9 protein-coding genes are annotated in these 11,623 nt (G+C 74.3%); 7 read left to right on the top strand and 2 right to left on the bottom strand.

Annotated features, from left to right (window positions below; genetic code table 11):
• Window positions 1-66: 66 nt before the first annotated feature.
• From M4486_RS09935 to M4486_RS09915, 5 genes are read left to right on the top strand one after another with little or no spacing between them, the layout of a single operon-like run.
• Complete coding sequence (locus tag M4486_RS09935) at window positions 67-903, top strand: carbohydrate ABC transporter permease (protein WP_249481113.1); 837 nt, start codon at window positions 67-69, stop codon at window positions 901-903.
• Entirely contained in the window at window positions 900-2,372 is a 1,473-nt protein-coding gene (locus M4486_RS09930; RefSeq protein ID WP_249480980.1) for a glycoside hydrolase family 3 N-terminal domain-containing protein, read from the top strand. The genes M4486_RS09935 and M4486_RS09930 overlap by 4 nt, the downstream gene beginning before the upstream one ends.
• A complete protein-coding gene (locus tag M4486_RS09925) occupies window positions 2,369-3,772 on the top strand; it encodes an anhydro-N-acetylmuramic acid kinase (protein ID WP_249480979.1) in 1,404 nt (467 codons plus the stop codon). The genes M4486_RS09930 and M4486_RS09925 overlap by 4 nt, the downstream gene beginning before the upstream one ends.
• Window positions 3,769-4,800, top strand: coding sequence for an N-acetylmuramic acid 6-phosphate etherase (locus tag M4486_RS09920; protein ID WP_346731780.1), 1,032 nt, complete (start codon window positions 3,769-3,771; stop codon window positions 4,798-4,800). Before M4486_RS09925 ends, M4486_RS09920 begins: the two co-directional genes overlap by 4 nt.
• Before the next feature lie 34 nt (window positions 4,801-4,834).
• Window positions 4,835-5,701: a MurR/RpiR family transcriptional regulator gene (locus M4486_RS09915; protein ID WP_152352215.1), complete on the top strand. Its 867-nt coding sequence runs from the start codon at window positions 4,835-4,837 to the stop codon at window positions 5,699-5,701.
• A 260-nt stretch (window positions 5,702-5,961) separates the two neighbouring features.
• On the opposite strand, the gene M4486_RS09910 is transcribed toward M4486_RS09915, so the two are convergent.
• Window positions 5,962-7,005 carry an L-lactate dehydrogenase gene (locus M4486_RS09910; protein ID WP_249480977.1) on the bottom strand — a complete coding sequence of 348 codons (1,044 nt, stop codon included), beginning with the start codon at window positions 7,003-7,005 and terminating at the stop codon, window positions 5,962-5,964.
• 133 nt (window positions 7,006-7,138) lie between these two features.
• A complete protein-coding gene (locus tag M4486_RS09905; RefSeq protein ID WP_249480976.1) occupies window positions 7,139-8,125 on the bottom strand; it encodes an aldo/keto reductase in 987 nt (328 codons plus the stop codon).
• 323 nt (window positions 8,126-8,448) lie between these two features.
• Between M4486_RS09905 and M4486_RS09900 the strand changes: the two genes are divergently transcribed.
• Both M4486_RS09900 and M4486_RS09895 read left to right on the top strand, forming a co-directional pair.
• Window positions 8,449-10,170 (top strand): ABC-F family ATP-binding cassette domain-containing protein, encoded by a 1,722-nt coding sequence (locus M4486_RS09900; protein ID WP_249480975.1) that lies wholly within the window; start codon window positions 8,449-8,451, stop codon window positions 10,168-10,170.
• 102 nt (window positions 10,171-10,272) lie between these two features.
• Complete coding sequence (locus tag M4486_RS09895; protein ID WP_249480973.1) at window positions 10,273-11,586, top strand: bifunctional o-acetylhomoserine/o-acetylserine sulfhydrylase; 1,314 nt, start codon at window positions 10,273-10,275, stop codon at window positions 11,584-11,586.
• Window positions 11,587-11,623: the final 37 nt, after the last annotated feature.

Here is an 11,623-nt window from a genome sequence, read left to right as displayed (position 1 = left end):
ACCGCCCCCGCGGCCCCCGTCGGCCCCGCGCCCACCGCCGCCGAGCGCACCGCCCAGCGCGCGGCGATCCGTCGTCGCAGTCCGCGGCGCATCGCGACCGTCGTCGGCAAGGTCGTCGGCATCGTGCTGGTGCTCGTGTTCTCGCTGTTCCCCTTCTACTGGATGCTCTCCACGGCCGTGGATCCCAATCCGCTGGGGCGCGGCGCGAGCTGGCTGCCCACCGGTTTCACGCTCAAGAACTTCCGGTTCGTGCTCGTGGACGCCGGGTTCCTGGACTACGTGAAGAACTCGGCGGTCGTCGCCCTGGGCACCGTGCTGATCTCCGGCGCCATCGCGCTGCTGGCCGCCGTGGCGGTGGCCCGCTTCCGCTTCCGCCTGCGCACCCAGGTGCTGATCCTCGTGCTGCTCGTGCAGATGGTGCCGCTCGAGGCGCTCGTGATCCCCCTGTTCCTGCAGGCCCGCAACCTGCACCTGCTGAACTCGATGCTGGGACTGATCATCGTCTACCTGGCGTTCTCGCTGCCCTTCGCGATCTGGAACCTGCGGGGCTTCGTGGCCGCCGTCCCGAAGGAGCTCGAGGAGGCCGCCTACGTGGACGGCGCGAGCTGGCCGCGGATGTTCCGCTCGATCCTGTTCCCGCTGGTCGCCCCGGGCCTCGTCGCGACCAGCGTGTTCAGCTTCATCACCGCCTGGAACGAGTTCATCTTCGCGCTGACCTTCATGCAGGACAGCTCGAAGTACACCGTGGGCGTGGGGCTGCGCAGCTTCTTCACCCAGAACACGGCGAACTGGGGCGCCGTGATGGCCGCCTCGACGATCATCGCCCTGCCCGTGGTGATCTTCTTCGTCCTGGTCCAGCGCAACCTCGCGAGCGGCCTCACCCAGGGCGCGGTGAAGGGATGAGCGGGACGCCCGCCTGGGACCGCGACGTCCTCACCCTGCTCATGGCCCCGCTCGAGGGCACGACGCTCCCTGACTGGGCGGGCGACGCGCTCGACGCCGGCCTCGGCTCGATCATCCTGTTCGGATACAACACGCCGGATCCGGGGACGGCGGCCGCGCTCGCCGCCTCGATCCACGAGCGCTGCGACGAGGTGCTCGTGGCGATCGACGAGGAGGGCGGTGACGTCTCCCGCCTGCAGGCGGCGACCGGCTCCTCCCTGCCCAGCGCCTGGGCCTTCGGGCAGATCGACGAGGTCGCGCTCACGGCCCGCGCGGGCGAGGCACTCGGCGAGCTTCTCGCCGCCTGCGACATGGACCTCGTGCTCTCCCCGGTGCTCGACGTCTCGACCGACCCGGCGAACCCCGTGATCGGCACCCGCTCGTACGGCGACGACCCCGACCGCGTCTCGCGCCACGGCCGCGCCATGGCCAGCGGCCTGCGCAGCGCGGGACTCGGCGTGACCGGAAAGCACTTCCCGGGGCACGGCGCCACGTCCGTCGACTCCCACACCGCCCTGCCCCGCATCGACCTCGACGCGCGCGACATGCGCAGCGAGCACCTCGCGCCCTTCCAGATCGCCCCGTGGCTCGACGCGGTGATGACCGCGCACATCCTCGTGCCCTCCCTCGGCGAGGGCCCCGCCTCGCTCTCGCGCTGGTCGACGACGCTGCTCGACGAGGTCTCCGGGAACGGCTTTCACGGGCTCGTGATCACCGACGCCCTGGACATGGCCGCCGTCGCCGCCGATCCCGGATTCGGGGAGGCCGCCGTGCGCGCGCTCGAGGCGGGCGCCCACCTGCTGTGCCTGGGCACCTCGCTGCGCCGCGACGCCGCCCAGATGGTCCGCGAGGCGCACGACGCGATCCTCGCCGCGCTCGAGAGCGGGCGCCTGGACCGTGAGGAGATCGGCCTACGGGCCGCGCAGACCCGCGCCGCCATCCGCTCGCTGCGCATCCGCCGCGGCGTCGAGCCGCGCCGGAGCATCCCGGAGACCCTGCACGATCTCGAGGAGATCGGGGCCGACGCCGCGCGCCGCGCGGTCACCGCCCGCCGTGCCGCCCTCAGCGGGGGACCTGTGGTGGTCGCGGACGCCCGCGTCCGCGCCGACCACGCCTCTGGCTCCCGCAGCCCGCACCTGGTCACTGCCCTCCGGGAGCGCGGGATCGACGTCACCGAGGCCCAGTACCCCGGCGATCTCTCCGGCGCCGCCGAGGTCCTCGTGGTCACCCGGCTCCCGCGCTCCGACGCCGCGGAGTCCCAGCGGGTCGCCGAGGCGCTGGACGAGCGGCCCGACGCGATCCTCGTCCACACCGGCGTCCCGGATGCCGCCCTCGAGCACCGGGAGAGCGTGAGCACCCTGGGCAGCTCGCTGACGATGATGCGCGCCGCCGTCGACCTGCTGCTGCGCGCCGGGCGGGAGCCGCGATGAGCGAGCCCGTCACGCTGAGCGAGCCCGTCACGCTGAGCGACCCCGGCACGCTGAGCGAGCCCGTCACGATGCGCGTCCTGGGCATGATGTCCGGCACCTCGGTCGACGCCGTCGACACCGTCCTCGTCGACCTCGCGCGCGACGCGTCGGACCCCGACGTGCTCACGGCGCGCCTGCTGGACGTCGACGAGCATCCCTGGCCCGGCCCTCTGCGCGAGGCGATCCTCGACGTGCTGCCGCCCGCGAGCAGCGGCGTCGCCACCTGGGACATGCTGCACGCACAGATCGGCGCCCACCTCGGCGAGGTCGCCGCGCGGGTGCTCGGGCGCTCGGGCGGCGCCGACCTCGTCGTCTCCCACGGCCAGACCCTCCACCACTGGGCCGCCGCGGACGGCCGCGTGCTGGGCACCCTCCAGATCGGGGACGCCGCGCGGATCGCCGAGGCGACGCACGCGAGCGTCCTGCACGACCTGCGCAGCGCGGACGTCGCCCGCGGAGGCCAGGGCGCGCCCTTCGCCCCGGCCCTCGACGTGCTGCTGATGGGGGAGGAGGGCGGAGCCGTGCTCAACCTCGGCGGGATCGCGAACGTGACGCTCGTCGAGGCCGCAGAGCCCACCGGCCCCACAGGGTCCGCCGGCTCCTCCGCGTCCGACGGTGCATCCGGCGCCTCGGGGCAGCGTCTGACGGTGCGCGCCGGCGACGTCGGCCCCGCCAACGCCCTCCTCGACTCCGCCGTGCGCCGGGCGACGGCCGGACGCATGCACTGCGACGAGGACGGTCGCCTCGCCGCCTCCGGCACGGTCGACCAGCGCGCGCTCGCCGAGCTGCTCGCGGACCCCTTCTTCGCGCTCCCGCTGCCGCGCTCGACGGGCCGCGAGCACTTCGACGCCGCGTACGTCGAGCGCATGAGCCCCCGCGCCGCCCGGCTCGACCTGCCGGACCTGCTGGCGACGCTCACCGAGCTCACCGCCCGCACCGTCGCCGACCTCGTGCGCGAGGCCGGCGCCCCCGTCGTGCACGGCTCCGGAGGCGGCATGCGCAACCCCGTGCTGCGCGCGCGCCTCGCCGACCTGCTCGACCCGGTGCCGCTGCGCTCGAGCACCGACCTCGGCGTCCCCTCGGACGCCAAGGAGGCGCTGCTCATGGCCGTCGTCGGCTGGCTCTCGGTCCACGGCATCCCCGCCCTGCCCGTCGGCCCCGACGGAGGGCCCGTCACCGGCGCCCGCAGCGCCGCCGTGCTGGGCTCCCTCACCCCGCCGGTGCCCGTCGCCGGCCTCGATCCGTGCTGCGCCGCCCCGCGCGGCACGTCCGACCCGTCCGACGCTCCCGCCGCGCGCCCGCGCCCCCGGCGCCTGCGGCTGCTCGGACCCGACCACCGCACCCCGGGAGGTGCCCGTTGACCGAGCAGACCGAGCCCGCCGCCCCCACCGAGCCGGCCGCACACGCAGAGCCGACCGTCCGTGCTGAGCCCGCCGAGCGCTGGCAGGACCTCATCGCGCTCGCCTCGCCCACGGAGGAGCGGAACCCGCGCACGCACGAGCTCGACACCCTGGACGCCCCCGAGCTCGTCGACACTATCCTCGCGGAGGACGCCCGCGTGGCCGGCGCCGTGCAGGCCGTCTCCGCGCCCATCGCACGCCTCGTCGACCTGTGCGTCGAGGCCGTCGCCGGCGGCAGCACCGTGCATTACGTGGGCGCGGGCACCTCGGGTCGCCTGGGCGTGCTCGACGCCGTCGAGCTCCTCCCCACGTACAGCGCGACCGAGCAGATGGTCACCGCGCACCTCGCGGGCGGCATCGCCGCGATGACCCGCGCCGTCGAGGGTGCGGAGGACGACGCCGACGCGGGCGCCGCCCTGGTCGCCGAGCAGTGCGGCGAGGGGGACGTGGTGATCGGCCTGGCCGCGAGCGGTCGCACGCCGTTCGTGCGCGGGTCCCTCGCCGCAGCCCGCGAGCGGGGCCTGTCCACGGGCCTGGTCGCGGCCAATCCGCAGGCGCCCCTCGCGCGCCTCGCGGACGTCGCGGTGCTCGTGGACGTCGGCCCCGAGGCCGTCACCGGCTCGACCCGCATGAAGGCCGCGACCGCGCAGAAGCTCGTGCTCAACGCGCTGTCGACGGCGACGATGGTGCGGCTCGGCACCACCTTCCAGAACCTCATGATCGATGTGCGGCCGACGAACGCGAAGCTCGTCGCGCGCACCGTGCGGATGCTCGTCCAGGCCACCGGCGAGTCGCCCGAGCGGGCCGCCGAGGTGCTGGAGGAGGCGGGCGGCCGCGTGCGCGTCGCCCTGGTGGCGCTCCTCGCGCACGCGGATGTCACGGATGCGGAGGTCGCCGCAGTACGCTTCGGGAAGGACCCCGGGAGACGGGGCGACCCGGCGGGGATCCGCAGCGCGGTCGCGAGCCTCACGACGAAGGAGTCACCATGAGCATGCAGCCGGACACCCCGTCCACGGACCGGCGATGAGCACGCCGCCGCTCCTGCTGAGGCTGCGCAGCCTGCGCGGCGACCTCAAGCCGGCCCTCGCCCGCATCGCCGACCTCATCCTCTCCGATCCCGCGGGCGTCGCCTCGATGACCATCGGCGACCTGGCCCGGGAGGCCGACTGCTCGGAGGCGAGCGTCGTGCGCTTCGCGCGTCAGCTCGGCTTCCGCGGCTACCGTGACCTGCGCTTCCGCCTCCACGAGGAGGCCGTCGCCGCGGCCACCGCGGGGGAGGACCACAGTAGCGACGGCGACATCGACCCCTCGGACGACATCGCGACGATGACCGGGAAGATCGCCGCGGCGGACTCCCGCGCGGTGCACGACACCGTGCGCGGGCTCGACCTCGAGGCGCTCACCCGGGTGGCCGACGCGGTCGCCCCCGCGCGCCGCATCGTCCTCTTCGGCGTCGGCGCCTCGGGGCTCGCGGCCACGGACGAGCAGCAGAAGCTCGCCCGGCTCGGCCTGCCGGCCGTCGTGCACACGGAGGCCCACAACGGTCTGCCCGCTGTCGCCCTGCTCGACTCGGACGACGTGCTCATCGCCTTCTCCCACTCGGGCCGCACCGCGGAACTGCTGGACGCGACGCGCATCGCCCGCGAGGCGGGCGTCCGGGTGGTCGCCGTCACCGGCGCCGCGGGCTCCCCGCTCGCCAAGGCCGCCGACGACGTCCTGCTCACCGCCGCCGTCGAGTCGGAGCTGCGCTCGGGGGCGACGGCCTCGAGGATCGCCCAGCTCACGGTCGTGGACTGCATCTTCGTGGCGGTCGCGACCCGCGTGCCGGATCTGGGCCGCGAGGCCCTGCGCCGCACCCGCGCCGCCGTCGACGACCGCCGCGTGCACTGAGCTGAGCACGGCGGGGCGGCCGGCCGACCCGGCCCGCAGCAGGCCCCGTCGCCCTCCCGGCCCCGTCGGCCCAGCCGGGCCCGTCGCCTGCCGGCCCAGTCGCCTGCCGGCTCAGCCGGGCCCCGTCCGCGCGGCCGCCGGCACCCGCTGATGAGGTGGCCGACGTCGTCGAACGGCCGTGAGCGGACATCTCTGCCATATATGGCAGAGATGTCCCGTATATGCCGGTCGGCGACATGACCGCGAGCCGCAGACCCCCCTCACAGCCCGAGGCTGCGCTGGACCTCCCGCAGAGCATCGCCCGAGGCAAGCAACCGCGCCCGCTCGTCCTCGTCCATCGGCACCTCGAGCGTCCGCTCGACACCGGCGCGGCCGACGATCGAGGGCACGCTCATCGCGACGCCCGAGATCCCCCGGTAGCCGGTGAGCGGGCTCGAGACCGGCAGCACCGCGCGCTCGTCGCGCAGCACGGCCTCGACGATGCGGGCGGCGGCGACGCCGATCGCGAGGTTCGTCGCCCCCTTGCCCTGGATGACCTCGTAGGCGGCGCCCGCGACCTCGTGGCCGAGGCGGTCGAGCTCCTCGCGGGAGAGGGCGGGGGAGTCCGCCGCCCCCGCCGCGCCCGCCGCGCCCGGTCCGTCGGTCCAGTCCCGCAGCGGCACCTGGCCGATGTGCGCCGAGGACCACAGGGGGAACTCGCTGTCCCCGTGCTCGCCGATGATCGTGGCGTGGATGCTGCGCGGGGCCACGCCGAGCCGCTCCGCGAGCCGCCAGCGCAGGCGCGAGGTGTCGAGCACGGTCCCGGAGGCGAAGACTCGCCCGCGGGGGAGACCCGCGAGCGCGTCGGCGGCGACGGTCAGCACGTCGCAGGGGTTCGTGACCAGGATGAACACGGCATCGGGGGCCTGCGCGAGCAGCTGCGGCATGAGGCTCTCGAGGATCTTCACGTTGGTGCCTGCGAGGTCGAGACGGGTCTGCCCCGGAGCCTGCGCGGCGCCCGCCGTGATGACGACGAGGTCGGCCCCCGCGATGCACGAGACGTCGTCGCCGCCCGTGATCTCCGCGCCGCCCGCGAGAGGGGAGCCGTGCGCGAGGTCGAGCACCTCGGCGCGCACCTTCTCGGCGCGGATGTCGTACAGCGCGATGCTGCGGGCGCTGCCGCGCAGCATCGCGGCGTAGGCGACCGAGGAGCCCACGGCCCCGGCGCCGACGACGGCGAGGCGCCCGCCGGTGGGCGGCGCAGCGGCGCTCGCGTGGTCGGAGGCGGACGACGGACGGGGCTCCGGGGCGTGCGATGCGCTCATGGCCCCATCCTCACGCTCTCCGACCCGGCCCACCAGGGTCGGAGGTCCCGATCCGGCGATCCGGTCCGCCGGCTGCTCGGCCGCGCAGCCGACTGCCGTCCGACAGCCGACAGCCGACAGCCGCCCGCCGCCCTCACAGCCCGACCATGAGCATCCCGTTCTCGTCGTAGCGGTCGCCGGCGACGCCCACCTGGGCGGCCAGGGCGTCGAGCGCGGCGACATCGTCGGCCGAGAGGCGCACCTGCGTCGAGCCCGCGTTCTCGACGAGACGCTCGCGACGGCGGGTGCCCGGGATCGGGACGATCGACGGGGACTGCGCCAGCAGCCAGGCCAGCGCGATCTGCGCGGGGGAGGCCTCGCGCTCCTCCGCGAGCGCGCCCACCGCATCGAGGAGCGCCTGGTTGCGGCGCAGGTTCTCGGCCTCGAAGCGCGGGACGCGGGCGCGGATCTCGCCGTCGCCGAAGTCCTGGTCCGGGGTGACGGTGCCGGTGAAGAAGCCCTTGCCGAGCGGGCTGAAGGGCACGAAGCCGATGCCGAGCTCGTGGCAGGCGGGCAGCACCTCCGGCTCGGGATCGCGGGTCCACAGCGAGTACTCGCTCTGCACGGCGGTCACGGGCTGGACCGCATGGGCGCGGCGGATCGTCTCCGCGCCGGCCTCGGAGAGCCCGAAGTGGGCGACCTTCCCCTCGGCGATCAGCTCGCCGACCGTCCCCGCGACCTCCTCGATCGGGACGTCGGGGTCGACGCGGTGCTGGTAGAACAGGTCGATCTGCTCGATGCCGAGCCGCTCCAGGGACTCCTCGGCGACCTTCCGGATCTGCTGCGGGCGCGAATCGGTGCCCTGCATCGTCCCGTCGACGATGTTCCAGCCGAACTTGGTGGCGACCACGACCTGGTCGCGGATCGGGGCGATGGCCTCGCCCACCAGGCGCTCGTTGTCGTACGGCCCGTAGACCTCGGCGGTGTCGATGAAGGTGACGCCGTGCTCGACGGCGAACCGCAGCACCCCGATCATGTCCTCACGGCTGCCGGGGTTGGGGCCGTAGGACTGCGACATCCCCATTGCCCCCAGTCCGATCGCGGAGACCTCGAGCCCCTGTCCCAGTGTCCTCGTGTGCATCTGATCCTCCTCGTGCCGGTGGCCGACGCCCGGGCGGCTGCCGCGGACGATCGTGGGATCCATGCTCCGCCCGGCCGCCGGGCGGTGACAGTCCCTGACAGTGCCCCCGCCCCGCGAACCCTTCGTGTCCCGAGCGGGACGCAGGCGATGACCTGCAGGGACCATGCCTCATCCGGTGCGCACCGGATGCGCACGGGTGCGCCGTCGGGCCGACGGCGACCGAAAATCCCTGTCGCCGTGGGACCGGCACGGGCTAGCGTGAGACCCATGAGCATCTGATCGGCATCCCCGTCCGCGTCCCGACGACATCTCGGAGCCGATCCATGACCTCACCCGCCCCGCGCACCGCCGCATCCTCCACGACCGCTCCCGGTGCCGAGCCCTCGAGCCTCTCCGCCTCCCGCGCCGATTCCGCACTCCACCTGCGGGCCGACGGGATCTCCCACCGCTACGGCGCCCGCCGCGTGCTCACCGATGTCTCCCTCACCGTCCCGGCCGGCACGCCCACGGGGCTGCTGGGGGAGAACGGATCGGGCAAGTCGACGCTGCTGCGGATCCTCGCAGGGGCCGAGGAGCCCGAGTCCGGCGAGGTGCAGGCGCCCGGCCCCGTCGGCCTCCTGCACCAGGAGCTCCCGCACGACCCCTCCACGACCACGCTGGCCCAGGTCGTCGAGGAGGCGCTCACCCATGCGCGGCGGCTCGAGGAGTCCCTCACCGAGGCGGGCGCGGAGCTCGCGGTCGACGACTCGCCGCGCGCCGCGGCGCGCTACGACGCGCTGCTCGCCCGCGCGACCCTGGCCGACGTGTGGAACGCCGAGACCCGCGCCGCCGAGGTCCTCGCCGGTCTGGGGCTCGCCGACGTCCCCTCGGGCCGTCTCCTCGCGGAGATCTCCGGCGGACAGCGCGGACGCCTCGCCCTCGCGCACCTGCTCATCACCCGGCCGACGACCCTGCTGCTCGACGAGCCGACCAACCACCTCGACGACGCGGGCGCCCGCTTCCTCGCGGGCCTGCTCGCCGACCATCCCGGCCCCGTGCTGGTGGCGAGCCACGACCGTGCCTTCCTCGACGAGGCCACGCACGCCCAGCTCGATCTCGACCCGTCGCCCACGCCCCTGGGGGAGGAGGTCGGCGGCCTCACGGCGTACACCGGCACCTTCACCGACTACCTGCACGCGCGCCTGGACGCGCGCGAGCGCTGGGAGAGACGGTTCCGCGACGAGCAGGAGGAGCTGGACCGCCTGCGAGAGAGCGTGAAGGCCGGCCACAGCGTGGGCCACGAGGGACGCGCGCCGCGCACCGAGGCGAAGGCCGCCAAGAAGTTCTACGCGGACCGCCACGCGAGCGTCGTCTCCCGTCGCGTGCGCGACGCCGAGCGACGCCTCGCCGAGCTCGAGGAGTCCCAGATCCGCAAGCCCCCGGCCGAGCTCCACTTCACCGGCATGCCCCGGGGCGACAGGCGCCGCACCGCCGGGGAGGTGCTCGTCTCCGTCGCCGACGCCGGCCTCGCCCGCCGTCTCGCGCCGACGTCGCTGAGCGTCTCTGCGGGGGAGAAGCTGCTGATCACCGGACCCAACGGCTCGGGGAAGTCGACGCTGCTGTCCCTGCTCGCGGGACTGCTCGATCCTGATCGGGGAACGGTCTCGGTGACGCGCGATCGCGCGCTGCTCGCCCAGGACGAGGAGATCGACGAGCGCTCGAGCGTGCGAAGGATGCTCGGCGGCAGCCCGGAGGACGAGAGCGTGCCTGACCTCATGGGCCTCGTCCACCCGCGCGACCTGGACCGGCCTCTCGGCGAGCTCTCCCGCGGTCAGCAGCGCCGTGCGGCGCTCGCCGCACTGCTCACCTCCCCGCCGTCGCTGCTGCTCCTGGACGAGCCCACCAACCATCTGAGCCTCGACCTCGCCACCCGGCTCGAGCGCGCGATCGGGCAGTGGGAGGGCACCGTGGTCATCGCGTCCCACGACCGCTGGCTGCGCCGGCGCTGGACGGGAAGGGTGCTCGAGCTCGACGGGCCGGGGGTCACCCCTCGATCTCGAAGCTGACCAGGTCCACCGGGGCATGGTCGGCCATCCCCGTGCGTCACACCCGTTCACGTTCGCACGCGATCCTTGCGCTCGCGCGCGGTGCTCGCCGACGGTGTCCCCATGCCCGACAACGACACCGCCCCCGCCCCGCACTTCGAGACCCTCGCGATCCACGCCGGCCAGGCCCCGGACTCCGACACCGGCGCCCGTGCGCTGCCGATCTACCAGACCACGAGCTTCGTGTTCCCGAGCGCGCAGTCGGCCGCCGACCGCTTCGGCCTGGCCGAGCTCGGCCCCATCTACACCCGCCTGACGAACCCCACCCAGGAGGCGGTCGAGAACCGCATCGCCGCGCTCGAGGGCGGCGTCGCGGGTCTCCTCGTCGCCTCCGGCCAGAGCGCGATCACGCTGTCGATCCTCAACGTGGCGCAGGCCGGCGACAGCATCGTCGCCTCCCCGAGCCTCTACGGCGGCGCCTACTCGCTGCTCAAGCACACCCTGAGCAAGCTCGGCATCGAGACGGTCTTCGTCGAGGACCCCGACGACCTCGACTCCTGGCGCGCCGCGGTCCGCCCGAACACCAAGGCCTTCTTCGCCGAGTCCATCCCGAACCCCCGCCAGGACATCCTGGACATCGAGAACGTCTCCGCGATCGCGCACGAGGCCGGCGTCCCCCTGATCGTCGACAACACGATCGCGACCCCCTACCTGCTGCGCCCGCTCGCGCACGGGGCCGACGTGGTCGTGCACTCCGCGACCAAGTTCCTGGGCGGCCACGGCACCGCGATCGCCGGCGTGATCGTGGACGGCGGCAGCTTCGACTTCTCCGCCGATCCCGAGAGGTTCCCCCTGTTCAACGAGCCCGACCCGGCGTACCACGGCCTGGTGTACAGCTCGATCGCGCCCGACCTGCCCCCGTACGCGATCCGCGCCCGCGTGGCGCTGCTGCGCGATCTCGGCCCCGCGGTCTCGCCGCACAGCGCCTTCCTCATCGCGCAGGGCGTCGAGACCCTGCCCCTGCGCATCGAACGTCACGTGGAGAACGCCCAGAAGGTCGCGGACCACCTCACCACCAGGCCCGGCGTCGTCTCGGTCGCCTACGCGGGCCTCCCTGACTCGCCGTACCACGAGCGCGCGCAGAAGTACCTCCCGAAGGGCGCGGGCTCGGTGCTGGGCTTCGTCCTCGAAGGAGGTCGCGAGGCGGGCGTGGCCTTCGTCGACGCCCTCGAGCTGCACTCGCACGTGGCGAACATCGGCGACGTGCGCAGCCTCGTCATCCACCCGGCCTCGACCACCCACTCGCAGCTCACGGAGGAGGAGCAGCGCGCCGCGGGCGTCGAGCCCGGCTTCGTGCGGCTCTCGGTGGGCCTCGAGCACATCGACGACATCCTCGCCGACCTCGAGAAGGGCTTCGCGGCGGTCGCCGAGCTCTGAGACGGAGGCGGGCCCGAACGGGGCGGGCCGGGCTCGG

The sequence above is a fragment of the Brachybacterium kimchii genome (assembly GCF_023373525.1).
Lineage (GTDB): Bacteria > Actinomycetota > Actinomycetes > Actinomycetales > Dermabacteraceae > Brachybacterium > Brachybacterium kimchii.
This window is presented reverse-complemented; position numbering and strand designations above follow the sequence as displayed.